The 24,334-nt window shown below is 50.3% G+C and carries 29 protein-coding genes, 1 rRNA gene and 1 riboswitch; of the genes, 3 read left to right on the plus strand and 27 right to left on the minus strand.

The annotated features are described in order from the left end of the window. Positions 1 to 22: 22 nt before the first annotated feature. Positions 23 to 253, minus strand: coding sequence for an anti-sigma-F factor Fin (locus AC3ZPD_RS22260; RefSeq protein ID WP_490986434.1), 231 nt, complete (start codon positions 251 to 253; stop codon positions 23 to 25). A gap of 75 nt (positions 254 to 328) precedes the next feature. Further along, complete coding sequence (gene pth, locus AC3ZPD_RS22265; protein WP_490986435.1) at positions 329 to 889, minus strand: aminoacyl-tRNA hydrolase; 561 nt, start codon at positions 887 to 889, stop codon at positions 329 to 331. A gap of 166 nt (positions 890 to 1,055) precedes the next feature. Between pth and AC3ZPD_RS22270 the strand changes: the two genes are divergently transcribed. Beyond that, complete coding sequence (locus AC3ZPD_RS22270) at positions 1,056 to 1,229, plus strand: hypothetical protein (RefSeq protein ID WP_490986436.1); 174 nt, start codon at positions 1,056 to 1,058, stop codon at positions 1,227 to 1,229. 227 nt (positions 1,230 to 1,456) lie between these two features. Here the strand turns inward: AC3ZPD_RS22270 and AC3ZPD_RS22275 are convergent, their stop codons facing one another. The 13 genes from AC3ZPD_RS22275 to AC3ZPD_RS22335 all read right to left on the minus strand — a co-directional run bounded on the left by AC3ZPD_RS22275 (position 1,457) and on the right by AC3ZPD_RS22335 (position 13,906). After that, complete coding sequence (locus AC3ZPD_RS22275; protein WP_490986437.1) at positions 1,457 to 2,410, minus strand: ribose-phosphate diphosphokinase; 954 nt, start codon at positions 2,408 to 2,410, stop codon at positions 1,457 to 1,459. Between the two features lie 130 nt (positions 2,411 to 2,540). Then, positions 2,541 to 3,941 carry a bifunctional UDP-N-acetylglucosamine diphosphorylase/glucosamine-1-phosphate N-acetyltransferase GlmU gene (glmU, locus tag AC3ZPD_RS22280; RefSeq protein ID WP_490986438.1) on the minus strand — a complete coding sequence of 467 codons (1,401 nt, stop codon included), beginning with the start codon at positions 3,939 to 3,941 and terminating at the stop codon, positions 2,541 to 2,543. Positions 3,942 to 4,070: 129 nt separating this feature from the next. Then, positions 4,071 to 4,355, minus strand: a complete 285-nt coding sequence (spoVG, locus tag AC3ZPD_RS22285) for a septation regulator SpoVG (RefSeq protein ID WP_490986439.1) — start codon at positions 4,353 to 4,355, stop codon at positions 4,071 to 4,073. Positions 4,356 to 4,549: 194 nt separating this feature from the next. Then, positions 4,550 to 5,380: a pur operon repressor gene (gene purR / locus AC3ZPD_RS22290; protein ID WP_490986440.1), complete on the minus strand. Its 831-nt coding sequence runs from the start codon at positions 5,378 to 5,380 to the stop codon at positions 4,550 to 4,552. Between the two features lie 95 nt (positions 5,381 to 5,475). After that, on the minus strand, positions 5,476 to 6,330 hold the full coding sequence (ispE, locus tag AC3ZPD_RS22295; protein WP_490986441.1) for a 4-(cytidine 5'-diphospho)-2-C-methyl-D-erythritol kinase: 855 nt from the start codon (positions 6,328 to 6,330) through the stop codon (positions 5,476 to 5,478). Between the two features lie 257 nt (positions 6,331 to 6,587). Further along, entirely contained in the window at positions 6,588 to 6,767 is a 180-nt protein-coding gene (locus AC3ZPD_RS22300; RefSeq protein ID WP_490986442.1) for a small, acid-soluble spore protein, alpha/beta type, read from the minus strand. Positions 6,768 to 6,929: 162 nt separating this feature from the next. Next, entirely contained in the window at positions 6,930 to 7,196 is a 267-nt protein-coding gene (gene veg / locus AC3ZPD_RS22305; protein WP_490986443.1) for a biofilm formation stimulator Veg, read from the minus strand. A 243-nt stretch (positions 7,197 to 7,439) separates the two neighbouring features. Further along, on the minus strand, positions 7,440 to 8,351 hold the full coding sequence (gene yabG / locus AC3ZPD_RS22310) for a sporulation peptidase YabG (protein ID WP_490986444.1): 912 nt from the start codon (positions 8,349 to 8,351) through the stop codon (positions 7,440 to 7,442). A gap of 52 nt (positions 8,352 to 8,403) precedes the next feature. Beyond that, entirely contained in the window at positions 8,404 to 9,288 is an 885-nt protein-coding gene (gene rsmA, locus AC3ZPD_RS22315; RefSeq protein ID WP_490986445.1) for a 16S rRNA (adenine(1518)-N(6)/adenine(1519)-N(6))-dimethyltransferase RsmA, read from the minus strand. Positions 9,289 to 9,293: 5 nt separating this feature from the next. After that, positions 9,294 to 9,839 (minus strand): ribonuclease M5, encoded by a 546-nt coding sequence (gene rnmV, locus AC3ZPD_RS22320; protein ID WP_490986446.1) that lies wholly within the window; start codon positions 9,837 to 9,839, stop codon positions 9,294 to 9,296. Between the two features lie 138 nt (positions 9,840 to 9,977). Beyond that, positions 9,978 to 11,129, minus strand: a complete 1,152-nt coding sequence (locus AC3ZPD_RS22325; RefSeq protein ID WP_490986447.1) for a resuscitation-promoting factor — start codon at positions 11,127 to 11,129, stop codon at positions 9,978 to 9,980. Between the two features lie 270 nt (positions 11,130 to 11,399). Next, positions 11,400 to 11,622: riboswitch (cyclic di-AMP (ydaO/yuaA leader) on the minus strand. 217 nt (positions 11,623 to 11,839) lie between these two features. Beyond that, the gene (locus tag AC3ZPD_RS22330) at positions 11,840 to 12,607 is read right to left on the minus strand and encodes a TatD family hydrolase (protein WP_490986448.1); all 768 of its coding nucleotides are present in this window, start codon (positions 12,605 to 12,607) and stop codon (positions 11,840 to 11,842) included. 15 nt (positions 12,608 to 12,622) lie between these two features. Further along, positions 12,623 to 13,906 carry an HD domain-containing protein gene (locus AC3ZPD_RS22335; protein ID WP_490986449.1) on the minus strand — a complete coding sequence of 428 codons (1,284 nt, stop codon included), beginning with the start codon at positions 13,904 to 13,906 and terminating at the stop codon, positions 12,623 to 12,625. A 296-nt stretch (positions 13,907 to 14,202) separates the two neighbouring features. Here AC3ZPD_RS22335 and AC3ZPD_RS22340 point away from each other — a divergent pair, with 296 nt between their 5' ends. After that, positions 14,203 to 14,457, plus strand: a complete 255-nt coding sequence (locus AC3ZPD_RS22340) for an AbrB/MazE/SpoVT family DNA-binding domain-containing protein (RefSeq protein ID WP_094094716.1) — start codon at positions 14,203 to 14,205, stop codon at positions 14,455 to 14,457. Between the two features lie 156 nt (positions 14,458 to 14,613). Here the strand turns inward: AC3ZPD_RS22340 and rsmI are convergent, their stop codons facing one another. From rsmI to AC3ZPD_RS22390, 10 genes are all read right to left on the minus strand, one after another. Beyond that, positions 14,614 to 15,498: a 16S rRNA (cytidine(1402)-2'-O)-methyltransferase gene (gene rsmI / locus AC3ZPD_RS22345; RefSeq protein WP_490986460.1), complete on the minus strand. Its 885-nt coding sequence runs from the start codon at positions 15,496 to 15,498 to the stop codon at positions 14,614 to 14,616. 8 nt (positions 15,499 to 15,506) lie between these two features. Continuing rightward, the gene (locus AC3ZPD_RS22350) at positions 15,507 to 16,265 is read right to left on the minus strand and encodes a tRNA1(Val) (adenine(37)-N6)-methyltransferase (protein WP_490986450.1); all 759 of its coding nucleotides are present in this window, start codon (positions 16,263 to 16,265) and stop codon (positions 15,507 to 15,509) included. A 178-nt stretch (positions 16,266 to 16,443) separates the two neighbouring features. Then, positions 16,444 to 16,812 (minus strand): DNA replication initiation control protein YabA, encoded by a 369-nt coding sequence (gene yabA / locus AC3ZPD_RS22355; protein ID WP_490986451.1) that lies wholly within the window; start codon positions 16,810 to 16,812, stop codon positions 16,444 to 16,446. A 31-nt stretch (positions 16,813 to 16,843) separates the two neighbouring features. Further along, positions 16,844 to 17,644 (minus strand): PSP1 domain-containing protein, encoded by an 801-nt coding sequence (locus AC3ZPD_RS22360; RefSeq protein ID WP_490986452.1) that lies wholly within the window; start codon positions 17,642 to 17,644, stop codon positions 16,844 to 16,846. Positions 17,645 to 17,739: 95 nt separating this feature from the next. Beyond that, on the minus strand, positions 17,740 to 18,732 hold the full coding sequence (gene holB / locus AC3ZPD_RS22365; RefSeq protein ID WP_490986453.1) for a DNA polymerase III subunit delta': 993 nt from the start codon (positions 18,730 to 18,732) through the stop codon (positions 17,740 to 17,742). Between the two features lie 118 nt (positions 18,733 to 18,850). After that, positions 18,851 to 19,294 (minus strand): YaaR family protein, encoded by a 444-nt coding sequence (locus AC3ZPD_RS22370; protein ID WP_490986454.1) that lies wholly within the window; start codon positions 19,292 to 19,294, stop codon positions 18,851 to 18,853. Positions 19,295 to 19,441: 147 nt separating this feature from the next. Beyond that, on the minus strand, positions 19,442 to 19,771 hold the full coding sequence (gene darA / locus AC3ZPD_RS22375; RefSeq protein WP_068699021.1) for a cyclic di-AMP receptor DarA: 330 nt from the start codon (positions 19,769 to 19,771) through the stop codon (positions 19,442 to 19,444). A 159-nt stretch (positions 19,772 to 19,930) separates the two neighbouring features. Next, positions 19,931 to 20,590 (minus strand): dTMP kinase, encoded by a 660-nt coding sequence (tmk, locus tag AC3ZPD_RS22380; protein ID WP_490986461.1) that lies wholly within the window; start codon positions 20,588 to 20,590, stop codon positions 19,931 to 19,933. A gap of 5 nt (positions 20,591 to 20,595) precedes the next feature. Further along, positions 20,596 to 22,359 (minus strand): aminotransferase class I/II-fold pyridoxal phosphate-dependent enzyme, encoded by a 1,764-nt coding sequence (locus AC3ZPD_RS22385; RefSeq protein WP_490986455.1) that lies wholly within the window; start codon positions 22,357 to 22,359, stop codon positions 20,596 to 20,598. A 105-nt stretch (positions 22,360 to 22,464) separates the two neighbouring features. Continuing rightward, a complete protein-coding gene (locus tag AC3ZPD_RS22390; RefSeq protein ID WP_490986456.1) occupies positions 22,465 to 22,680 on the minus strand; it encodes a sigma factor G inhibitor Gin in 216 nt (71 codons plus the stop codon). A 359-nt stretch (positions 22,681 to 23,039) separates the two neighbouring features. Here AC3ZPD_RS22390 and AC3ZPD_RS22395 point away from each other — a divergent pair, with 359 nt between their 5' ends. Beyond that, the gene (locus AC3ZPD_RS22395; protein WP_490986457.1) at positions 23,040 to 23,414 is read left to right on the plus strand and encodes a hypothetical protein; all 375 of its coding nucleotides are present in this window, start codon (positions 23,040 to 23,042) and stop codon (positions 23,412 to 23,414) included. 118 nt (positions 23,415 to 23,532) lie between these two features. On the opposite strand, the gene AC3ZPD_RS22400 is transcribed toward AC3ZPD_RS22395, so the two are convergent. Both AC3ZPD_RS22400 and rrf read right to left on the minus strand, forming a co-directional pair. Then, complete coding sequence (locus AC3ZPD_RS22400; protein WP_490986458.1) at positions 23,533 to 23,964, minus strand: hypothetical protein; 432 nt, start codon at positions 23,962 to 23,964, stop codon at positions 23,533 to 23,535. A 250-nt stretch (positions 23,965 to 24,214) separates the two neighbouring features. Then, a 5S ribosomal RNA gene (gene rrf, locus AC3ZPD_RS22405) occupies positions 24,215 to 24,331 on the minus strand. Between the last annotated feature and the right edge of the window lie 3 nt (positions 24,332 to 24,334).

The raw sequence follows: 24,334 nt of genomic DNA on the forward strand, positions 1-24,334 counted from the left end.
TCTGCAAACCGGGGTTGACCGCTTACTGCAGCGGGGTTCCCACCAGCACCAGCTCCGGATTCATCGCCATCGCTTCCGCGCAATAATCGCACGTAACGCGCACCGTGATGTCCCCATTGGAATCATACGCTATTATATCTCTACGTTCTTCGGGGGTCAAGGCGGTAAAACCGAGCTGGCCCTCGGAAACAAACGGCGAATCTATGCGCCCGATATGAGTTTTACAGTGTCTGCAAACGTAATGTACTGCCATGTATATGCCTCCTGAAGGTTGATTTATACCTTCATTATGCCCGGAGGCCCTGCTTGCTAGCCGTTCGACGAGAAATTATCGGTTAAATTTTGCCATAGTTTGCTCAAAGGTAGCCTGCAGGCTGAATTCCAGCGCATCACAGGTTTGCTCAATCGAAGACTTCAGCGCATCCGCCTCTTTCTTCGGAAACGTCCCCAGCACATAATCGATAATGGCATAACCCGGTTCCGGCCTGGAGATCCCCATGCGAACCCGGTTGAACGTTTGGGTGCCCGTATGCTGAATAATCGATTTAATTCCGTTATGTCCGCCTGAGCTTCCCTGGTAACGAAGCCGGATTTTACCCACTTCTGTATCCAAATCATCGTAGACGACGATTAAATCTTCAAGCGGAACCTTATAATAATCCATAAAGGCGCGAACCGATTCTCCGGAAAGATTCATGAAGGTCATCGGTTTAATCAGGTACACTTTGGTACCGGCAATATTCCCTTCGCCTATCAGCGCCTTGCATTTATTTTGTTTAATGTCGATTTGGTGGCGGGCGGCCAGGGCATCCAGGGCCATCCAGCCGATGTTATGGCGAGTCTTCTCATATTTGGGACCCGGATTTCCAAGCCCTACAATCCATTTCATCGCTCTACAATCCTTTCTATTCACAAATAACGCTATCTTCCTTCCAGGGAAAAACCTGTTAATCCCTATCCGTTCTTTGGTACAATAGGGAAACAAACCGGAGATGAGCATTTGATTCAGAAGAAGGTGAAGACGTATCCCCCCAGCATTTGGCTCAGAACTTATCGTGGATTCCCATTTCGACGAACATCTCAAACAGTCTATACCCGTACAGGTTTACTACAAAGGCGTACACGAGCAAATCGGCCGGGTTACGGCTTACGACCGTTTTTTTGTGGAGGTCGAGGGTACGCTTTACAACCGGAAAATGTTCACCTTCATTTCACGGCCCGGCTACTAGGCGGTCCGGGTCCAGGTCATTCATGAATGACCTGGACCCCTTGTCCCCGAAAAGGCCCTCTTGTTGAATTTGCCTGCTGTATATGAACCTGTCCGGCTGTTAACGATGAGCTGTTTGTTCCTGCAAATAAGAATACCGCTACGTCAATATAGGGGCTAATCCTCCCGCCTGGGGAAGATTAGCCCCTTTTATTGCTTCCGCTCAGCCCTTAATGCGGACTGTACAGATTATTCAATTTCAAACAGCTTGCTGATGGACAACTCTTCATGAACGCGAATAATCGCTTCGCCCATCAAAGGAGCTACGGACAAAACCTTCAGCTTGCTGGTCGGGTTCGGATGCGTAATCGGGATCGTGTCGGTAACCACGACTTCTTTAAGCGGGGAGTTTTCCAGACGCTCCATAGCCGGACCGGATAAAACCGGGTGGGTACAGCAAGCGTAAACTTCCTTGACGCCCCCTTCTTTAAGGGCATTGGCACCTAAAACGATTGTTCCAGCCGTATCGATGATGTCATCCACCAGGATGGCTGTCTTGCCTTCGATATGACCGATAATATTCATGACTTCACTCACATTAGGCTCAGGCCGGCGTTTATCGATAATCGCAAGCGGAGCATTCAGGAAGTCCGCAAGCTTGCGGGCCCTAACAACGCCGCCGTGGTCCGGGGAAACGACAACCGGATTTTCGATATGCTTGGAACGGAAGTACTGTGCCAGGATCGGCACGCCCAGCATATGGTCAACCGGAATATCGAAGAAGCCCTGAATCTGCATCGCATGGAGATCCATCGTAATTACGCGGTGAGCTCCGGCTTTCTCGATCAGATTCGCCACAAGCTTGGCTGTAATCGGGTCACGGGAACGGGCTTTACGGTCCTGACGCGCATAACCGTAATAAGGAATAACGACATTTATACTTTTGGCCGAAGCGCGTTTCAACGCATCCACCATAACAAGCAGCTCCATTAGATTATCGTTAACTGGCGCACAAGTAGACTGGACTACATAAACGTGCGAACCGCGTACACTTTCGGAGAGCTTAACCTGAATCTCGCCGTCGCTGAAGCTGGTAATATTCGAATCGCCCATCGGAATGCCGATGTAATCCGCAATTTGATGAGCCAGCTTAGGGTTGGAGTTGCAGGTGAATATTTTTAACTTTGAATCAAAATAAGTCATGAATAAAAACCCTCCGTGCTATATAGATTGCTAGATCACAATCTGTAAGGTCATTATAAAAATCGGTACTGCAAAAGCTGCTCCGACAAGCCGACGTCAATGGAAATGGCTTCTTATCTTGCTTCCCCTTTTATTTCCGGTCTTGTTTCTCTTTTTTGGCTTTGGCACGGGCACGGATCTTCTCGGCATAACCCGGCTTGTTCTCCTGACGCTGGCGGGCAATGGCCAAATCGTTATCGGGCACGGAATGAGTAATAGTTGATCCGGCCACCACATAAGCGCCTTTGCCGACTTTGACCGGTGCGATCAAATTCACATTGCTGCCGATAAAAGCATCGTCGCCGATTTCGGTAATGGACTTATTATACCCATCGTAGTTTACGGTTATCGCACCGCATCCGATATTTACATTCTCGCCTACAGTAGCGTCACCGATGTAACTGAGGTGAGAGACCTTCGAGCCGTTGCCCAGCTTTGCATTTTTAATCTCGACAAAATCCCCGACCTTGACGTCTTCCCCAAGAACGGAACCGGGACGCAAATAAGCAAAAGGCCCAACCGAAGTGGAAGCGCCAACCTCCGCTTTGGAAAGAACGGATTGCTTGACGGCAGCTCCATTATGGATCACGCTGTCTTCAATCTGCGTTTGTGGACCGATGACGCAGTCCTCGCCGATTTTGGTATTTCCGCTCAGCACGGTTCCCGGATAAATCACGGTATCCGCACCGATCTCGACATCGGCTCCGATATAGGTCGAGCTTGGATCGATAAGGGTCACTCCGCCAATCATGTGACGTTTATTAATGCGCGCACGCATGTAGCCTTCCGCTTCCGAAAGCGCCACGCGGTCGTTAACGCCGATAGATTCGGCATAATCAGCCGTCATATAAGCGGCTGCCTTTTCACCTTGTGAGACCAGAATACCGATCACATCGGTCAAATAATACTCCTGCTGGGCATTGTGATTCGTAACCTTGTCAAGAGCATCAAAAAGTTTGGCATTGTCGAAACAATACGTGCCCGTATTGATTTCCTTAACAAGATTCTCCTCCTCGGAGCAATCCTTCTGCTCAACGATCCGGTTGACATGACCTGCTTCGTCACGGATCACGCGGCCGTAGCCATGAGGTTCATCTATGGAAGCTGTAAGCACGGTTGCAGCCGCGCCAGTTTGTTCATGATGCACGAAAAGAGCCTCCAGCGTTTCCGGCGTCACGAGAGGCGTATCTCCGCAAACGATGACGGTCGTCCCGTTCTCGCTTCCGAGGAGTTCTTTCGCCTGTTTAACGGCGTGACCCGTTCCCAGCTGCTGCTCTTGTAATACGTACTCTGCTTTTGTTCCCAGATAGGTCTTGACGGCTTCCGCACCGTGGCCGACGATGACAACCTTACGCTCGCAATTGACTTTGTCCACGGCGTCCAGCACATGTCCAACCATAGGTTTACCACAGACAGGATGGAGCACCTTATATAGTTTCGATTTCATGCGCTTGCCCTGCCCTGCGGCAAGAACAATGGCTAATCTCTTCAAGTCCCCGTCCTCCTTCACTTAAACTCCATACTGAATATATCTCATTCTGCACAAAAAGAAAAGAGAACCATGGGACATGGCCTCTTTTCTTGAACCCCAATTAAGTTTGAAAAAAATAACGACAGAAGGTTATGCTCCTTCTTCAATGACTTCTTCATCCAGCGCGGCTCGCTCATATTCGGCAAGCACTGCAGCTTGGATTTTCTCACGCGTTCCTGAAGAGATTGGATGAGCGATGTCGCGGAATTCGCCATCCGGCGTACGTTTGCTCGGCATAGCAACAAACATCCCGTTGTTCCCATCAATGACGCGAATGTCATGGACGACAAATTCGTTGTCAATGGTAATGGAAGCAATGGCCTTCATTCTGCCTTCCGAGCTCACTCGGCGGAGTCTTACGTCCGTAATTTGCATGTGTGTTCACCACCTTTTTCCAAATAAGACTTGGTGTAATATTCCACACAGCAATTCGATTTCCTCTTTTTTAAACGAACAAATTAACCTAAATTCAGGAATTTTTTTTTAAAATCCAAACATTTCGACAAATTTCACAAAATTTCGACTGTTTTCTTGGAATTCCTTACTATTTCTTCAATTAAAACGCTTGCTTAAAGCCGTTCAAAATAATTTCCGGGATGAACCGTCACGCTTTTGTTTTTAGCGTCTACTGCTCCGAGCGAAGCCAAGGATACATAATCCTGCAAAAGCCGCTGATCCGTCTCTACAGCCCCGGATTCCACCAAGACGCCTACGCCCGCTACCGTAGCGTTAAACTCTGCCAGCAGATCGACCATGCCCTGCACAGTGCCGCCCGCTTTCATAAAATCGTCCACGATGAGCACCCGGGATTTTTCCTTCAGCGCCCTTCTCGACAAAGTCATCGTATGCAGGCTCTTATGGGAACCGGATACATAATTGATGCTTACCGCCGAACCCTCCGTCACCTGATGGTCCCGTCTGACCAAGACAACTGGCAGGTTGAGCTGTGCCCCCGTAGCATAAGCCAGAGGAATGCCTTTGGTTTCCACCGTCATGATGACGTCGATTTCACGGTTGCCAAACACGGTGGCAAATAGTTTACCCGCCTCGTTCATCAGTCCGGGAAGACCGAGGAGGTCGGACATATATAAATATTCCCCCGGCAAAATACGGTCCGGTTCGGATAACTTTTCACATAACTGGTCGATAAAAGCCTGTGCCTGGCTCCGGCCAACCTTGGGTATGAACTTTACGCCGCCCGCCGCTCCTGCAAGCGTCTGCAATTCCCCCATGCCGTCGTCCTCAAAGACTTCCTTGATAATGGCCAAGTCTTCGCTGATCGAAGATTTGGCTGCCCCGTACTGGTCGGCAAAAGTCGTGAGCGGAATCAACTGATGCGGCCGGGCCAGCAAATATTCCGTCATCTCCACCAAACGCGCGCTTCTTTTTAACTTCTTCACGAAAACCCCTCGCTAAAAATCCGAATATTTTATAGAAAGAATATCATTTTTGTACGTGTTTATCAAATAAAATTCCGGATTTTGGGTTTGTGGCATTAAGTTAGGAGCCGCACGGCATAAACTTCTTTGCAAAATCCCCGCAGTCCGTTATAAATGCGGGCCACTTTCGCCTCTTTGGAAACAAGCCCAAAAACGGTCGGACCGCTTCCGGACATAAGCACCCCGTCGGCGCCAAGCCGCTTCATCGTTTCTTTCAGCTGCTGCACTTCCGGATGAAGCTGAAAGGTCACATCCTCCAATACATTGCCCAGCTGACGGCAAACGTCGCCAAAGGATTGACGGTTAATGGCTTGAATCATCTCTTGGGCTGAAGGATGCTGCTTCACCCGGTCCACCCGAAATTTGCCGTAGACCTCGGCCGTCGACACGTTGATCGGCAGCTTGGCCAGGATCACCCAGCACTGGGGCGGATTTTCGAGCTGCGTAAGCACTTCGCCCCGGCCTGTAGCCAGGGCCGTGCCGCCCGTCACGCAGAAGGGCACGTCGGAGCCCAGCTCGGCTCCAAGCTCCTGCAGCTCCTCGGCGCCGATGCCGAGGTTCCAAAGCCGATTCAGGCCGCGTAGTGTAGCCGCCGCATCGCTGCTTCCCCCGGCCAGCCCTGCGGCCACCGGGATATGTTTATCCAAATGAATATAAACGCCGCTGCGGACGTTATAACGCTCTTTGATCAGGCGCGCAGCCTGAAAAGCGAGATTTTTTTCATCTAACGGAATATACCCGGCCTGACTAGAAATAATAATGGTATCCCGCGGCAACGCGCTCATTTCCAGCCGGTCCGCCAGATCCACCATCGTCATGACCATCTCAACCTCATGGTACCCATCCGGTCTTTTATGTAATACATCCAGCATCAAATTAATTTTAGCCGGTGCCTTCTCGTAAATTTTCAAGGCGTTCACCCACCTTTAGTCTGTCCAACTAAACAACTTAACATATTATAGGGAAATGGAAGCGGAAAGTCCATTCTTTTGACAAGCGAATGCCTGCCTCTTTTCCCCATTTTAGCAGAAAGTGGGCCTCTCTCCCAACTAAGGAAACACGAACGCTCGAGAACGGCAATTTGCCCCTCTTTCCAAACAGATGGAGGTCTATTGACGCCAAAAAAGGAAAAGTCCCCGGACAGGACCGGAGACCTTGCCTTTCATCCTTATTTGCGTTCGGAGGCCGCTTTTTCGGCAAGCTCGATGGCTCTCTTCACCATATTGCCCGCATCCTTGGCTTTAATGCCGCCCCAGCCCTCTTGCTGGACCGTATCGTAAAACCCCAGCTCCTTGGCAAGCTCGACCTTCAGGTTTTCGGACATGACGCTGCGTCTTCTTCGTGACATGACGTTTTTCCTCCTGACCATAATGGATTATAGGGACGATACCAGTATTCGCTTGACCGAGGGGGTCCTATGCGCGGGAATCCCTGGCCTTGGCTATGTATACCCCTTTCGGGGCAGAAAAAAGGCGACCTCCAGGGCCGCCGCAAGTTATCTCATGCTGTCTCAGGAAAAAATCTGTGGTTCGCTTCCATCCCGGAACAGGGTCACCTCAACGGTTTCCGTCAGGACGTCGGCATAACTATAAGACACTCTTTTAGAAGTCTCTTGCTCCTCATCCAGCTTAACGATGAATACAGAAGGGTAGGTTTCTTCCAGGATGCCTGTGCGCTCCACCGTCTTGCGACGGCCACCGTTCGCACGAAGCGTAATCTTCTGGCCTACGTAAGCATCAAGACTGTGTTTGATATCAGATAAAGCATTTTTAGCCATACCTGTAACCACCTCTTTCCTAACCTATTATAACACCACCTATATTAAAAGTCAAATTTTATATTATATCAGGGATAAAACTTTAGTGTCAACGGTTATTTTCGTGAAAATTGAAAGTAATGCAAAGAAAATTAGAGTTTTTTTTGAACACCGCATTTTTGGCAAAACAATAAAAAGAACCGGCTGAACAGCCGGTTCCTTCTGGGAACTGATGTTTGTTTATTTGCCTGGGTTTTTGTATGCCTACATTACCGACGGTACCACGTTCAACTTGCTCAGATCCTGAAATTTCGGCAACCCGATCCGGTAGCTGCCGCGGGTCTCGATACCGCCGACACCCTGAATGCCGCTGATCGTATGCTTCAGCACATCCGTGATGTTAATGGTCCCGCGAACAGAGGTAAACGCCGCTTTAGCCGCAATGTAGACTGGATCCAGCGCATGAATCAAAATACGCCCGGGGGAGCTGGCAAAATTGGCCCCGGCCTGCAGCAAAGCCTCAAAATGCGACTGGCAGGCCCCGGCCACGATCGTCAGCGCATCAAAATTGCGCTCGTACTGACGGGCCACCTGAATAGCGTCAACGAAGCTGCGGGAATTTTTGTAGCTGGACAAGCTGTACAGGTCATTGTTAAGCCTGCTCTTGAGCACGCCGTCATGACCGGTAATAACCACGATATCGGGCCTTACATTCGGCAGAAGGCGGTATAAAGCGTCGGCCATGGATTTTTCGTTCACATAGTGGCCTTGAGCCGGTACGCGAAGCTTCTCGTACAAGTCCATACTCTTCTTTAAATAAAGCGGATCCCCGTCCAAATGAAGCACCATGCCAGGCACTTCAAAATAAGACTGTGCGGAATAGTCGCTTGGCAGGACGGACCTTTCTATCCCTAACAAAGCCCGGTTTTGTTCCTCAAGCGACTTGCGGTCATGCTGCAGCTTCTGCAGTCCTTCCGCCGCTTTAATGCGGGCTTCCTTGGCTTTTCCGGTCGGGACATCGCTGGTCACGGGAACCAGGTCATATACGGGAGCGTCGGCCAGCAAACGGAATTCGGTTCCTTTAATGATTGCCCGGTTGCGCTCCAAAGCCTCGACACGGAAAGTCAAATCCCGGCCGTAGGATTGGCGGACCACCAGGTCTCCTATATTCGTCAAGTCGATCACCTCTTCTCCCATGGTATGGGCGTCTGAGGATATTGGTTCCTTTTTAGCGCAGACCCGCCTCGTAGAAAACATTCGCAAGCCGCGCAAATTCCTCCAGGCTGAGGGTCTCCGCCCGGCGGACGGGCTCGATGTCGGCCAGATCCAGCAGGCGCTCCAGCTCGGTCCGGTCCCCTTTGGCAAAGAAGCGGCTTTTCAGGTTGTTGGCGATCGTTTTGCGGCGCTGGGAGAAGGAGGCCTGTACCACGTTAAAAAAGAAAGCTTCATCCGTAACTTCAACCGGCCGTTCCTGCCTTACTTTTAAGCGGATTACCGCGGAATCGACATTAGGCTGCGGAATAAAGACGGTATGCGGCACAACGCAAACCAGCTCGGGTTCGCTGAAATACTGAACGGCGATGCTGAGGCTGCCGTAGTCCTTGCCTCCCGGCGATGCCGCCATCCGTTCAGCGACCTCCTTCTGAATCATGACCACGATGTTCTCCAGCGGCAGACGTTCCTCCAGCAGCTTCATCAGGATCGGCGTCGTCACGTAATAAGGCAGGTTGGCGACTACGCTGACTCCGGATACGTCCTTAAATTCCTCCTGGAACAGCTGCTGCAGATCCAGCTTCAGTACATCGCCATGCACCACCTTAACATGCGAAAAAGGCTGCAGCACGTCGCCGAGAATCGGCAGAAGCCGCTGATCGATCTCCACGGCTACAACTTTGCCTGCGGCGTCCGCAAGCTTCTCGGTCAAAGCACCGATGCCGGGACCGATCTCCAGCGCTCCTTTGGACGCGTCCAAACCGGCGGCCCCCACGATTTTGCCGAGAATATTCTGATCGATCAGGAAGTTCTGACCGAGGCTCTTTTTAAACTGAAAACCGTATTTCTGAATGATCTCCTTCGTCCGTCTGGGCGTAGAGACCTCTTCTCTCCTGTTCATGTCCACTAAACTCCTTTATCCTCCAATTGGCGCAGCGCATCCGCGAATTCCTCGCGGCTGATTCTGAACACCGCCAAACGTTTGTGAAATTGCTTGCCGTTGCAATAGCCGATGCCCAGCACCTCGCCCATAAACCGGCGTCGGTCCGACGCTCTTGGATGGACGATGAGCCCTGCGGTCATCAGGTCCTCCCAGTCGATCTGGGGCTGCTCCTCAGGGACTTCGCTGCGCACCCGGGCCAGCGCTTCCCGGATAGCCTCCGGAGAGGCGTTCTCGACGCCGATATCGCCTTTCTTGGTGGCGGCCGACTCGGTCAAAAAAGCGTGCTTGCAGCCGGGAACCTTGGCGGCCACGATTTTGCGGATCCGTTCCCCGGCATGATCGGGATCGGTCAGGATAATGACTCCCCGCCGCTCTTGAGCCAGCGCTATCTTGCGCAGCACGACAGGCCCGATGGCCGATCCCCCGGTTTCGATCGTATCCGCTTCAACGGCTCTTTTAATCGCCACTGTATCGTCTTTACCCTCCACGACAATGACTTCCTTAATCATTTCCCGGCGCCTTCTTTCCATGAGCTTCTTCTTTAGCTGACGTTTTTATTCCAAACAAAAAGAAGAGGAATTCTCCTCTTCTCTGTATACTCTATAGTCAACAATATAATAGCGAATTCCCAAGCTAAAGTAAACGAATCAGTTCAGTTCAGGTTTGACAGGCCCGATCACGTAAACCGTGCGGCCCGTTTTGCGGCCGAAGTTGTTTGCCGCTTTAATGGTGTCGTAATAAACGTCGATTTTGTTGCCTTTGATCGCTCCGCCCGTATCTTCCGCGCGGCGGAAACCCAAACCTTCGATGTATACCCACCAGCCCAATGGAATTATGTTTTTATCTACGGCGATGGTTCTGCCTTCCATAACGCGAGTACCGGATGCTGTCTTGGTTCCAATGCCGGCTTCTTCCGAAGAATAAGCGGTCATAGATACATTTTTAAGCACTTTTTTATATTTAAAGCTTACGCCGTTCTTCGTGACCGAATTGGTGCCGCTGACGGAAACCGTATTGGCTTTGCGTGTAATGCTGGCCGCAAGCACCTCCGTTTTAGGCTCTTCTTTCTTTGTGCCTACCGCGATGACCTGAACGGTTGCCGGTTTGGCTACCGTCTTGCCGACCCAGCGCTTGGAGATCATTTCCCCGTCCTGGAAAACCTTCTCGATCGTATGAACGACCTGGCCGTTGCTGCCGTGTTGAATGGTCTTCGTTTTGCCCTTCAGCAGGTTTGGATCCGAAGTCTTCACTACCGTGTAGGGCACCGTCTGAGGCATCTTCACCATCACCTTGTTGACGCGCACTACATGAATTTTCATGTTCGGCGTCACTTCCGCATTCAGCTCCGGATAAACCTTATCCTGCTCGGAGACGGAAATCCCCGACTCGAGCAAAGCGCTTTTTACGGTGTCTGCTGTCGTATATTTCTGGCTGCTCGATCCGTCCGCAATCAAAGTCACGGGAGCGGCACGGTCGATAACCACCTGGTCGCCGTCCTTCAGCGTACTGCTTAGCGCCGGCGTAATTTTGTCTTGTGTCTGAATGTCTACTTCCTGCTCGTTCAGCAAACCTTCCACATTGTCCTGCCGGGTTTCTACGGCTACTGCCTTGCCGTCAATCATCAGCTGCACGTTTTTCTTGCCCTGGGTGTAAAGATAAGCCAGAAAAACAGATGTAACCGCAACAGCAAGTATGGCATAGATTGCAATTTGACGAGCATTTTGATAACTCCACCGCAAAACGTAAGACATACTGGATGATCGTGATTCATGGGTTTCGTTAGTTCTTAAAAAGCCCACTTCTTCAGTCCTCCTCCATAGCCCCGCCGTCCTAGGTCGATATAAAATGTATATGACGCGACTATTTACCGATTTTTGTACGAAATACGCCGGAAAGCGCGCATTCCGCATCCTTCCCCAGTCTGCCCCGGACTCATCCATTGCGCCGTATAGATCACAATATGATGACCCTATCGCATTTTATTCAAAACAAAAAAAGCCGCAAAAAGAGTTAGAGGAACTCTTCCGTGGCTTCCGTTACTGTCTTGGATGCTATAGGATGCACGAGGTTGCCTCTCTCATAGACGCTTACGGGGTTAGCTGTCGGGTTCGGACGAATGAGAGACGTCCTATCTCGATTCACCCGCTCATGGCGGATGATCTCAAATTCACCCCATAGACTCACGTAAAGAAATCAAATGCAATCAGCTGCGGCTTATGTAAACAACCATGCCCGGCAGACAGCTGCATCGGTTCCCCCGTTCTCCATTCGGAGATTCAGCGAGACTGGTTCATGGAACCAAAGAATCGAAGTGACGTAACGGCGTCAGCCAATTACGCAAATCGATTACTGAAAAGATTCTATCCTTTTTGGATACCGGTTGTAAAGGAGTAATCAACCACGTATTTAAAAATAAATGGTTAAAAATCTGTAATAATCAGCGAATTATTGATTAAAATTCTTTAATATGTCCCGAATGCTCGTTTTTTCGTTCTTTTTACTCCTGTTTTCAGCAAATACCAAATCGTTCCAGCGCATTTCGGGTTGTCAGCCTTGAAATTTCTTCCAGAGTTATCCCTTTAAGTTCAGCTGCCGCTTCCGCCACCAATTTGACGTAACCGGACTCGTTTCTTTTGCCCCGGAAAGGGTGTGGAGTGAGGTATGGAGCATCCGTTTCGAGCAGCAAACGGTCATCCGGAACCTGAACCAGTACCTCTTTAGGCTGTCTCGCGTTTTTGAACGTAATCGGTCCGCCGAAAGACAGATGAAATCCCATATTCAGACAAATTTTGGCGGTTTCCCAGCTACCCGAGAAGGAGTGCATGATGCCTCCAACCTCGCTTGCTTTTTCCTCGCGTAAAATTTTGACCACATCTTCATGGGCGTCGCGATTGTGGATCACGATAGGCATTTTCAACTCTCTGGCCAAGCCGATCTGGCGGCGGAAAACCTTATGCTGCACGTCTTTCGGGGACGTATCCCAGTGGTAGTCCAGACCGATTTCGCCGATGGCAACCACCTTCTCGTGCCGGCAAAGCTCCGCAATCCAATCCAGGTCCCCGTCCTGCATTGTAATCGCATCTACCGGGTGCCAACCTACGGCCGCATAAATAAAATCATACGTTTCGGCAAGCTTCATCGTCGTTGGGATCGTTTCCCTATTAAATCCGACATTTACCATGCGAGTGACCCCTTGTTCAACAGCTCTCGCTATCGTTTCCTCCCGGTCCCCGTCAAATTGTTCCGCATCCAGGTGCGTATGAGTATCAAATAACATGCTCTAATTTCCTCCTTATAAGTCAAAAAAAGTCCGGATCGCCGCAGGCAGCTTGTCCTTCGCCTGAAGCAGCTTATCCTGCGGGAAATACAGCTGATAACGTCCTCTGTGAATCCCGCTGATGGAGCGCACGATATCGGAAACCTCCGAAATTTCCTTCAGCCTTTCCTGTCGGTCCAGCAGCAGAATCTGATGGGTCGTAAGCCCATCCTCCGGCCGGAATACGTCGTAAGGCAGATCCGCAGGGGAATCAATTTCCAGATCGTAAACCGGATCCAGGCCGGCAGCCTCGAAAGCTTGTCTAAATTCTTCAATAGACTCGCTGTCCGTTTTTTCAATTTCTACATATTTATACAGATTCCGATTCATGAAACGTTCACACAAATTTCTCAGGGTCACATCTTCTTCCTGCTGCCATTTCATAAATACGGTTTGGATCAAAGCTTCGTCCAGCTGCAGGTATTCCTCCACCGTCAGTTCACGGGTAAACAGGCCCGGCAGCGGATCAAGCATCATTTTGAATGAATATCCGGAGGCCCATAGCTCCTTCGCCCGGCGGAAAATTTGCCGCAGCAAGATTTCGGAGCTTCGCGTTACCGGATGGAAGTACACCTGCCAATACATCTGGTAGCGGGACATCAAATAATCCTCCACCGCATGCATCCCCGATTCCTTCACGACCACCCGGCCATGGAAAGGACGAAGCATCCGCAAAATCCGGTCAATGTCGATGGTCCCGTAGTTCACGCCCGTAAAATAGGCATCGCGCAGCAGGTAGTCCATTCGGTCCGCGTCGAGCGGGCTGGAGACCAGGTTCACGACAATCGGTTTGTCGTAGTCCTTTCTAATTACTGCGGCCACCTTATTCGGGAAATTTTCCGAAATCTGCTTCAGCAGCCGGTTCACTTCGGTATCGCCGAGCAGGATTTTACAGGTCCAGTCCTCGTGGTGCATTTCAAAAGCTTCCTCTATAGAATGGGAAAAAGGTCCGTGCCCCAAATCATGCAGCAGCGCCGCGCACAATGCGACCATCCGCTCCTCTTTGGGCCAGTCGCTGTACCCGCTCCGTTCAAACTGCGAGATGATTCTCCGCGTAATTTCGTAAACTCCAAGAGAATGGGAGAAGCGGCTGTGCTCCGCCCCATGAAACGTCAGAAACGTGGTCCCAAGCTGCCTGATCCGGCGCAAACGCTGAAATTCCGGCGTATTGATCAACGCCCAAATCAGTTCGTCCTGCACATGGATATAGTTATGTACGGGATCTTTGAACACTTTTTCTTCACCCAACGGTTTTCGCATCGATAAATACCTCCTTTAGTGTCGAAAAGAAACAGGATTTTCGCATATTTTGTCGAATTATGTAGAATTATAGATTGGTTATCCCGCTTCCCTTAGATTATCGGCTAATATTCAAAAAAACCTGATACAACGCGTATTTCTCGGACATGCCCAAATAACTTAAGGAATTGTGGCGCATATTTTCCATTAATAGGTTGACTATTATGGCAATGGTTGGTATTATAATTATCATAAAAGATAGAATCATGTCGAATAATGACATTTTAAATTGATAGCGAGAGGGGCAATCATCGGTTATGATGAAATCAACAGGTATTGTTAGAAAAGTAGATGAACTGGGACGCGTTGTTATCCCTATTGAACTGCGCCGCACACTTGGCATCGGTGAGAAAGATGCCCTTGAAATTTACGTCGACGGCGAACGGATCATGCTTAAGAAATATGAGCCGGCTTGTATCTTCTGCGGCAATGCAGAAAACGTTACTTACTTTAAAGGAAAAATTGTTTGTCACGAATGCCTCAGCGAAATGCCTACACCTGTGACAAATTAAGAGTTATAGGTTATAATAGGTTTACTGAAACTGTTAATTCTAACCTTTTCATATCTCCTTGTACCTTCCTTGGCTTGAACCCGGCCAAGTGAAGGTCTTTTTTTTGTCCATCTGTTGATGCATCTTCTAATTATTCCCTGTATTTGTCTCTCCCGATTATAACAACGCATTATAAATATCTCTTTTGGAGACGCCGCGGTCGGCTGCGGTTTTTTTCATAGCTTCTTTTCGGGACAGCCCATCCTTCTCGTAATGCGCAACATGCTGCTCCATCGTCAGCTCCTGCCACCAGAACCCCTGCTGTTCCTCCAGTTCTCCTGCCTGAATGCCTTCTATGACCAGGCAGTATTCGCCAAGGGGAGGATGCTCCTCCAGCCAGGCCAAACAAGCTTCAATCGTGCCGCGGGCCATCTCTTCATAACGTTTAGTCAGCTCACGGGCCAACACGATCTTCCGGTTCCCCAGATGCTCGAGCAAATCCTGCAGCGTTCTGACAACCCGGTGCGGCGATTCATACATCAAGACGGTTCCTTCGTAACCCTTAAACCGGTTTATTGAACGTTCCCGCCCCTTCTTGTCCCGGGGCAAAAAACCGATAAACTGAAATCGTTCCGTGGACAGGCCGGACACTATCAGCGCAGACAATGCCGCATTGGCCCCGGGGACCGGAACGACATCAATGCCCTGCTCGATCGCCAGGCTGACCAAGTCGCTGCCCGGGTCGGAAATGGCCGGCAGACCGGCATCGCTGACGAGTGCCAAATTTTTTCCTTCTATTATAAGTCTAACCAATTCCGGACCGCTTGCCGCTTTATTATGCTCGTGATAACTATACAGCTTCTTGGGCGTAATTTCGAAATGCGTCAGCAGCTTCCGGGTTTGCCGGGTATCCTCGGCCGCAATCAAATCCGCCTCCCGCAAAATCCGGACTGCCCTGAAGGTCATGTCCTCCAAATTGCCGATTGGCGTGGCTACCAGATACAGCTTTCCTGCTCCCCCCGTGCTTTCATCAGCATAACTTTTTTGTACCGCGATCTCCAAACCTTCCTTCATGCTTCTCCCTCACTGTTTCCATAATAAATCTCCATTAACTCATCCGTATACCTGCCATCCGGTTCATACACAATCAAAGGCGGTTTAAGCCGGATATCCGGTTTCCCGCCGCGTAAAGCCTCGATCAGAACCATATTGGCTTCCTGCGTCAGCTTCGGATGGACAAAACGGATAACCTTGGGCTCCAGCTTGTACTGCCTCAGCAGGGAAATAATCTCCCCAAGCCGCTGAGGTTTATGCACCATAAAAAACTTCCCGCCCGGCCGGAGAAGCCGCATCGCCGCCTCAATCATTTCCTCCAAGCCGCCATGCAGCTCATGTCTCGCCATCGCCTGGTGCGGATTCAGCTTCCGATCCCCGGTCTGCAGAGGCATATAAGGCGGATTAATCGTGATCACGTCATAGACGTTAGCTCCAACTTCACGGGTAAGCTCCCTCAGATCCCCGGTCCGAATAGTTACCCGTTCCTCCAAACCGTTCAGCCTGACACTGCGCCGCGCCATATCCGCCAGCCGCTCCTGAATTTCAATCCCTTCAATCTGGCCCCCGGTCCGGGCGGACAACAGAATGGGGATAACCCCGTTTCCGGTACACATATCCAGTATTCTTCCCTTTTTCGGCAGGGAGGCAAACCTTGAAAGCAGCACGGCATCCATGGAAAAGCTGAACACCTCATCACTTTGGATCAGCCTAAGCCCCTGATTCATCAAATCATCGATTCGTTCCTGCTCGTAAATCTCGACGCGTTCGTTCATAATCGACGTTACCTGCCCCACTTTCCCTTATTCCGCACCTTTCAGATGACGCTTCAGCTCGGTCCGCAAACCACTTTCTTCTATTATAATAAACTATATTAAATAACCCCACAAAAGTGGGGCTTGTCTTGCCTTATTCCATACTTAAAAAAAACCGTAGGTTCTCACCTACGGCCCTTTATTTATTCAAAAATGACAGGCAGAACAGACAGTCGCCTTCCGTTCTCAAATGCCCGTAATACACATTGCATATATGAAAACCTTCATGATAAAGTCGGGCCAGATTATCGTGGCCTTCTCCGATCACATCGGTTTTGGGCTCTTCCTCGCTGACGGTCGTAGCCTGTTCGCCCGATGCGGGAGCTTCCCCCGGTTCCCCGGCTTCACGCTTCAGCACCCTGCGTAGCTGTTCGTTCTCCGTCATCAGCCGCTGATTCTCTTCCAGCAGCTTTTTGACCTCCAGCTTCAGCGTCCCCAGCTCGGTCTGAGCCTCACCCATTTGCGATTCCATCTGCTGTAAATGTGCAAAAATATCTATTTTCTCCAAGTTCCCACCCCAGAGTCAGTCTCTATGGTATTTACTTGATGACGACGTCATCGAGCGAAAGTTCCTTCACTTTGCCGATTTCAAAGAGTTGAACATGAACGGTACGAGAACCGGTATTGAGTCCGACAACCTTGCCGTCCCCCAGAGAAGTTACCACCATTTTACCTACGCTTGGCAGCTCTTCCTTGACGCTTTCGTAATTATCATGCTCAAACTTCAAGCAGCACATCAATCTTCCGCACAATCCGGAAATTTTTGTTGGGTTCAGGGACAAGCTTTGATCCTTCGCCATCTTGATCGAAACGGGTTCGAAATCGCCCAGCCAGGAGGAGCAGCAGAGGATACGTCCGCAAGGACCGATGCCCCCCAGCATTTTCGCTTCATCCCTTACGCCGATCTGCCGAAGCTCGATGCGGGTCCGGAAAATGCTCGCCAGATCCTTTACCAGTTCCCGGAAATCGACGCGTCCGTCGGCCGTGAAATAGAAAATGACCTTGTTGCGGTCAAACGTGTATTCCACGTCCACCAGCTTCATTTTCAAATCATGGTCCTTGATTTTATTTAAACATGTGGAGAAGGCATTTTTGGCCGCGGCCTTATTCTCCTCCACAACACTGCTGTCCGACTCATCGGCGATTCGGATGACTTTCTTCAGCGGCAGCACTACATCCGACTCTTCCACGACTTTCTTGCCAATGACTACTTTGCCATATTCGACCCCGCGCGCCGTTTCGACGATCACGCATTGCTCTTTCTCCACGGGAAAATCAAGCGGGTCGAAATAATATATTTTGCCCGCCTTCTTAAAGCGGACACCCACTACAGTGTACAAAAACTAACCCCCTTATATCAGCACATGGTTCATAAAAAAATGGCGGAAAGCTGAGCTTTCCTAAACCTTCAACTTCTGGGAGATAGCTTGTCTCTTCAGTTCCAGGCCGGAACCGCATGTCCTACATTCAATAAAAATTGCTCTAAACAAAGCTGGCCATTCATATTGTACCGGAGCTTTTTCTTGGATTCCGCCGCAAATGCCATGCAGGAAACCCAGGCTCCGGCGCTGCGGGTTCCGGCTGTCTTGGAGATAAACTCCCATTCATCTATAAAAACGATACGATCGTGTCTGTTCGCCTGTGCCTGAATCATATCTTTGAACCATAAGTGGAACAGATCAAAAATCATCTCCAGGTGGTCACCCAAACCGGCCTTAAACACGCTCTGCTGAGCGGTTATCAGCGGAGATCCGCCTCTGCCTGCGGATTCCTTCCCTAATTGTAACACTACGTTTCTAATTTCTGCAAACCAATTCTGACCTGCCAATTCCCGGCAGGCCGGCAATCCGGCCGCCAAATGCACAACACTTCGGGCAATAGCATCCGGCACGCCTTCATCGCTAAGCTTCTGCAGCATCAGCATCGGATCCAATGCCGAGAAGGACACCCATTGGGCTCTCGACTGAATGGTCGGAAGCAGGGCTTTGCCATTGCTGGACAACAAAATAGCCACCGCCGGAGAAGGCGGCTCTTCCAGAAACTTAAGCAGGCTGTTGGCCGCCTGCACATTCATTTTATCGGCTTGATCAATGATATAAGCCTTGGGATTGCCGTTCTCGGAACGGTAGGAGAAGATCCGCTGCAAATCGCGAATCTGGTCAATTTTGATATTAGCGCCGTCCGGGCTGACAATCTGCAGATCCGGATGGTTCCCATGCAGCAGCTTACGGCATTCGAGACAGGTCCCGCATGCTTCATCCGTCCCGTTGGTGCAGAACAAGGCCTGTACGAAAGCCAGCGCCATTTCCATCTGTCCGCTTCCGGGAGGTCCGTTAAAAATGTAAGCATGCGATATCCGGTTTTGTCTCAAGCCGTTCTGCAGCAGCTTCTTGGGACCCTCCTGGCCAGCGATTTCTTTAAATAACATCGCACTCACACTTTCTACCGTAAGCTTTAATTTATCCGTAAAGAAGACTTAACAAAAAAGCTTCATAAATGATATCGCTTGGACTTGGAAAATTCCCCGCCGGTTTTATGACTTAAAACTAAAAAGTAAGATTGATCAGCAGGCCGCGAATTTCTCCGATCTTTTGCAGAAGCTCCAGTCTGCCCTGCTCCGACTCCAGCAGCTCTTCACCCATGCCGAGCAGGCTGGCATCAATTTCATCAAGCAGCTTGTAGCGTTTTCCCCGGCCCCGCCGGTCCCAGCCTTTAGTTTCCTTCATGCCGACGCCGCGGCGAACGGTTTCCTCAAGGAACCTTTTCACCATCATCCGGTAGGCTTTTAATTCACGTACGGTCATGGAGCGCGCCAGCCGGTCTCCTTGAAGCTGTATGTCTTGAAGCTTGCGGTTCAGCTCCTCCTGAGAAGCCTGCTCTCCTTGCTGATGCATGGCGTCCGAGAAGCTTTTGGCAGCAACCTGTTTGGCCGCCACCTCCGACAATCCTCTATTGCTTGTTAAGGGTCTGTACCCCGGCTCGATTTTCACCTGACCTACCGCCTATCTCTAACCGAATATTTTTAAACATGCAGAAACGGCTACTTGAACCTTCCGGATCCCGTAACCGCCTGCCATCCGGCAAACGGAATTTGTTTCCCGCCTGCCGATCCTTGTCTTTATCCCTTTAATGCCCTATTAGAAATGCTCAAACCGGTCGACCGGGAGCACAAATACGGTAGCTCCGCCTACTTGTACCTCAACAGGAAGCGGCAAATACGAATCCGTCGTTCCGCTCATTGGCGTTACAGGCGTTACAAGCTGCTCTCTAACCTTACAACTGCTCCGGATGACGCCCAGCACCGTCTCGACCTGACTATCGTCAACCCCGATCATAAACGTTGTGTTCCCTGCACGCAGAAATCCACCGGTACTTGCAAGCTTGGTCGCCCGAAAATTCGCCTTCACCAAAGCTCCGGATAAACGGTTGCTGTCTTTGTCCTGAATAATCGCAACAATCAGCTTCATATTGCAGTCCCTCCTCATTAGTTTAGTTTCATGAAAATAAAACAGAGATTAACTTAAGGAAATCCCTATAAAACTTCTTGAGGCCTGTACGCTATATCTCACCCCGGTTTATCAGGTTTGAAGCATAGAGTACTATAATCTATTATAACGCATATTTTCTTATTTATTTGATAAATTTGGCCCGAAATCCTCTAAAATCGCCTTTAATTGCTTTTTCATGCTGTCAGCAACCTCTTCCGGCCCCATGGATGCATCTACAACCGTAATCCGCTCCGGATACATGGCCGCTACTTTCTGATAGCCTTCCCTTACGAGATGATGGAAATGCAGCGCCTCAAGGTCAAGCCTGTTGACCTCCCGACCTTTTCCGGCCGCGATCCGCGCCAGCCCTGTCTCCGGCTCAATATCCAAATAAAACGTATGATCCGGGAACCGGCCTTCCGTAGCAAAAGCATTGATGGAAAGCACCTCGGCAATGCCGATCCCCCTCGCATACCCCTGATAAGCCAGGCTGCTGTCTATGAATCTGTCGCACAACACGATAGTCCCCTGCTCCAGCGCCGGCTCCACCTTCTCGACCAGATGCTGGCGGCGGGCTGCCGCATAGAGCAAAGCTTCCGTACGGATATCCATCTCTGTATGATCAGGATGCAGCAGCAGCTCACGGATGCCTTCCGCAATCCGGATGCCGCCGGGTTCACGGGTTACGATATAGGGCAAGCCCCGCTGCTCCAGCATTTTGGCCAGCTTTTGCATCATCGTGGTTTTTCCCGAACCTTCGCCTCCCTCCAGCGTAATAAAAAGCCCCTTGCGTTTCACGTCAATCATTGCTTCTCCTCCGGTGTTTGATCATCCTTTAAATATACTTGAATGCGCCGCAAAGCGGAATCCTTGGCAGCGTGGAACCGTGCGCCTGCTTCTCTTAATGCCGTTAGCCTGGCCGCCGTTTCGGCGGTAATTCTTTCACCAGGGTATAACAGCGGAATGCCCGGCGGGTAGGGGATCACCATTTCTGCCGCTATTCGCCCCGCTCCATCCTCAAGCATAATATTTTCCGTTTCTTCCTCCACCGGAGGGGCCAAGTCAAAAGCAACGGGCTCAGAGACCGCCTCTCCCTTCAGATTGTTCCACGTGGAAAGCAGGGGATGCCCGTTTCCCATCTCCTCCCCGGGACAATGGCCCATCTCTGCTTCCAGTGTATGCAGAACCTGCAGCAAATGGTTAACATCGTCCATCGTGGTGCCCGGTCCCAAAGCCAATACGGTATAGCGTTCATCGCTCATCTCCGGCACGCATTTCCCTTGCTCCAGCTTCTCTTGGAGCTGGTACCCGCTCCATTCCCACCGGCGGTCAAATAAAACCGCTTTAAGGGGATCGTGATGAATAGGCCGATTAACTGTATTTCCCTCTTCCTCTACCGTATTCTGATTGGCTGGAGGATCCCAATTATAGCGTTTGGCCGAAGGGTCCAGTTTGGCCAAAGGCTCCAATTGGGCCGGAAGGTCCCGTTTAGCCGTTAGCTTCTGTTGGACCAGAATGTCTCGTTCTGCCGGCTTCTCTCCGCCTTCTGGCTTGCTTCCCCACTTCTTATTACCACCATTAGGCAGGTTGTTAACTTCCGGTTCTAAAATCCCGATCCGCTTCAGCTTTCGTACGCCCTCGCGCAGCCGGGCCGCGGCGGCCAAGCTTTCGGCAAACGCGGCCGGGCCCTGCTGCTCCAGCAGGCTTCTACACAGATCCAGCGAAGCCATGATCGGATAAGACGGACTAGAGCTCTGCACCATCGCCAGCCGCTGGCGGAGCAGCGGACGGTTCAGCAGCGGTCCCTGCACATGCAGCATGGCGCCCATCGTCATGGCGCCCAGCATCTTGTGCGTGGACTGCACGACCCCGTCCGCGCCCTGAGACAGCGCGCTGCGCGGCAGCTCTGCGGCCAATCCGTAATGCGCTCCGTGGGCTTCGTCCACGAGCAGCGGCACGCCGGCCGCATGGCATAGCGCCGCCAGCGGCGCTAGCGGCGCTCCCATGCCGTAGTAGTTCGGGTGGGTGACCAGCACGCCCTTTGCGCCCGGATAGCGGCGCAGGGCCTCACCCACCGTCTCCGGCGACGGCATGGTCGCAAGTCCGCTGGCGCCGTCCACCTCCGGCGCCAGAAAAACCGCCCGTGCGCGGGCCAGCATCAATCCGTGAAGCACGGATTTGTGCACGTTCCGCTGCACCAAGAGCACATCGCCCGGCTGACTGCATGCCGTCAGCACGAGCGCCAGGTTCCCCACCGTACTTCCTCCTATCAGGAAGTACGTCTCCTCGGCCCCGAAGAAAAGGGCCGCCTTCTCCTGTGCTTCCTCAATTACGCCTTCAGGATGATGCAGATCATCCAGCCCTGTAATTTCGGTAGCATCTATACCCAGCACCTCTTGCAGCGGGCCGCTTCCTGTAGGTGCATACATTTTTCCGTTCTTATGCCCCGGAACATGAAAAGAAACATCCTTGTCCCTCTTATAGCGCTGCAGCGCCTCCCATAGCGGGGCGTCGATAACTCGTTGTTTATCCAGTTCAAACACTTCCCATCCAAACTCTTGCTTCATCCTTTTATTTTAAAAGATAAAAATGCCGAAGTATACGAATTCCTCCACAATTCCCTCCACAGCTAAAAAAGAGCCCGCATCGCCTGCAGGCCCCCTTAATCCTTATTATGCATTCAGCTGCACCCAAATCTGCTTCATCTGGTGAATAAAAAAATCATACTTATCGTCCTTAACATCCGTATGCACCATCTCGGCTTCGCAATCCTCACAAATAAACTCGGAAACGATCTTTATTCCATGGGTTTTATTTTGCCCGCATATAATACAGGTCTCCTCGGTATCGTGCTTCAACAGAGCATCCGGTTTGATGATGTCTTCCATCTGCGATCCCACCTTGTCGCTTTTACTATCAGTATGCCACAGAATCTATCTTTTTATACAAGTCTGCTAGCCTTTTGACCCTATATTCTATGCCAAAAGCCCAAAAATGGTGATTACCGTCCCCTTTGGCTCAACAAACCCTCATTTTGTGCCGATATATTAACCAGGTGTCCTTGCACTCGTTATTTCAGGGAGGGCTGTAAACGTTTATGAATCTTGACCAAAATACAAAAGCAACCTTTTATCAATATCGGCTTTTAAAAAGATCCGTTTTCCCAAGACCTTTGATTCTCAGCCTTCTAGCTATTCCTCTTATCTGCCTGATTGCCGAAATCATAGGTTTTGGAGCTTTTAGCATTTTGACCTTTATCGTGGCTGCACCTATTGCTCTTTGGATTCAATTCGTCATCTGCCGTTCGGTTATTATCATCGTCAGCCATTCTTATCGTCCTAATTGGCATTTCTCCTGGAAAATGCCTTGGCTGGGCTACAACCCTGCCCAATACATAAGTTATTCAACCTATAGAAAAACGCAGCTCCACTACGCCTGGATCGGCCTAGCCCTGATCGCCATACTGATCCCTTGGTCTCCGGTCAGCCTGGTCGTCTCCTTGTTTTTTTGGCACTTGTGGATGCTGTTCCCCCGGCTGTACGCCTTCCTCGTTCTGACCAAACAGCGTAAGGATGGGATGATCAAATTTACGGACCAGGAATTGTCCTATTACATTCAATAAATTCCACTCGATAAATACGTCGCAAAAAACCTGCCCTCCTCATCAATAGGAAAGCAGGTTTTTATTTTGACTCAAACAGGCAAGCCGATTCACTCATTTGTCCTATAAGGTAGATTCCCTAGGGACTATTAGTCGTAGCGTCCAGACTGCGGGCAGCCACATCTTGCGTTTTAGGGATATATAAAATAAAAGCATTTTTCTGCAGCGATAATTGAATAACCTGATCGTTTTTTATAAAAACCCGTGTGGATCCCGATTGTTCATCTTTATTCTCCGTCCAACCCCAAGCCTTGATTTCTTCCTCGTAGGCCTCCGGGAGTTTGCTGTTCTCCTTTAACCCCGGAACGGAATAACGGACATACTCCATCTTTGAACTTTTTAATGCCGCTTCCGCCTTACTGGCTTCCTTTGGAACCGGAAAACTTTTATCTACAGCCGAACCCTCATACACCTTCCACGACGAATTAACGGAGTTACAGCCCGAAAGGATCAACAACAGCATCAAAGCCGATAGCAAGCAGAATAAATACCATTTCGCTTTCCTATTCATGATATTTCTCCTCCTTACCCTAATTAGATTAACGCCCTAAAAGGTCCAAAGCTCCCTATTTAATCCCGGTTTATCCAACTAAGTTCCTAACTTATTATATATTCAGTTCCCCTGCCAGGAGTAACAAAACGGTTACATTCATTTCCCATCCCTTTTATATTATTACTATCATCCTTCTCTACATTTATAACCATAAAACATAGTCCCGAAAAAAATAAAAACCACCACCGATCATCGGCAGTGGTTCTTCGCTTGGCGGCATCCTACTCTCCCAGGACCCTGCGGTCCAAGTACCATCGGCGCTGGAGGGCTTAACGGTCGTGTTCGGGATGGGTACGTGTGGAACCCCTCCGCCATCGCCACCAAACAT

The organism is Paenibacillus mobilis (assembly GCF_058267595.1).

Excerpts from the sequence above, each read along its gene's own strand:
- AC3ZPD_RS22260 (WP_490986434.1), bottom strand. The coding sequence starts at position 253 with ATGGCAGTACATTACGTTTGCAGACACTGTAAAACTCATATCGGGCGC.
- pth (WP_490986435.1), bottom strand. The coding sequence starts at position 889 with ATGAAATGGATTGTAGGGCTTGGAAATCCGGGTCCCAAATATGAGAAG.
- AC3ZPD_RS22275 (WP_490986437.1), bottom strand. The coding sequence starts at position 2,410 with ATGACTTATTTTGATTCAAAGTTAAAAATATTCACCTGCAACTCCAAC.
- spoVG (WP_490986439.1), bottom strand. The coding sequence starts at position 4,355 with ATGCAAATTACGGACGTAAGACTCCGCCGAGTGAGCTCGGAAGGCAGA.
- AC3ZPD_RS22300 (WP_490986442.1), bottom strand. The coding sequence starts at position 6,767 with ATGTCACGAAGAAGACGCAGCGTCATGTCCGAAAACCTGAAGGTCGAG.
- veg (WP_490986443.1), bottom strand. The coding sequence starts at position 7,196 with ATGGCTAAAAATGCTTTATCTGATATCAAACACAGTCTTGATGCTTAC.
- rsmA (WP_490986445.1), bottom strand. The coding sequence starts at position 9,288 with ATGAACAGGAGAGAAGAGGTCTCTACGCCCAGACGGACGAAGGAGATC.
- rnmV (WP_490986446.1), bottom strand. The coding sequence starts at position 9,839 with ATGATTAAGGAAGTCATTGTCGTGGAGGGTAAAGACGATACAGTGGCG.
- AC3ZPD_RS22330 (WP_490986448.1), bottom strand. The coding sequence starts at position 12,607 with ATGTTATTTGATACTCATACGCACCTGGATGCGGAACAATTTGACGGG.
- AC3ZPD_RS22335 (WP_490986449.1), bottom strand. The coding sequence starts at position 13,906 with ATGCGAAAACCGTTGGGTGAAGAAAAAGTGTTCAAAGATCCCGTACAT.
- AC3ZPD_RS22340 (WP_094094716.1), top strand. The coding sequence starts at position 14,203 with ATGATGAAATCAACAGGTATTGTTAGAAAAGTAGATGAACTGGGACGC.
- AC3ZPD_RS22350 (WP_490986450.1), bottom strand. The coding sequence starts at position 16,265 with ATGAACGAACGCGTCGAGATTTACGAGCAGGAACGAATCGATGATTTG.
- holB (WP_490986453.1), bottom strand. The coding sequence starts at position 18,732 with ATGTTATTTAAAGAAATCGCTGGCCAGGAGGGTCCCAAGAAGCTGCTG.
- darA (WP_068699021.1), bottom strand. The coding sequence starts at position 19,771 with ATGAAGCTGATTGTTGCGATTATTCAGGACAAAGACAGCAACCGTTTA.
- AC3ZPD_RS22385 (WP_490986455.1), bottom strand. The coding sequence starts at position 22,359 with ATGAAGCAAGAGTTTGGATGGGAAGTGTTTGAACTGGATAAACAACGA.
- AC3ZPD_RS22390 (WP_490986456.1), bottom strand. The coding sequence starts at position 22,680 with ATGGAAGACATCATCAAACCGGATGCTCTGTTGAAGCACGATACCGAG.
- AC3ZPD_RS22400 (WP_490986458.1), bottom strand. The coding sequence starts at position 23,964 with ATGAATAGGAAAGCGAAATGGTATTTATTCTGCTTGCTATCGGCTTTG.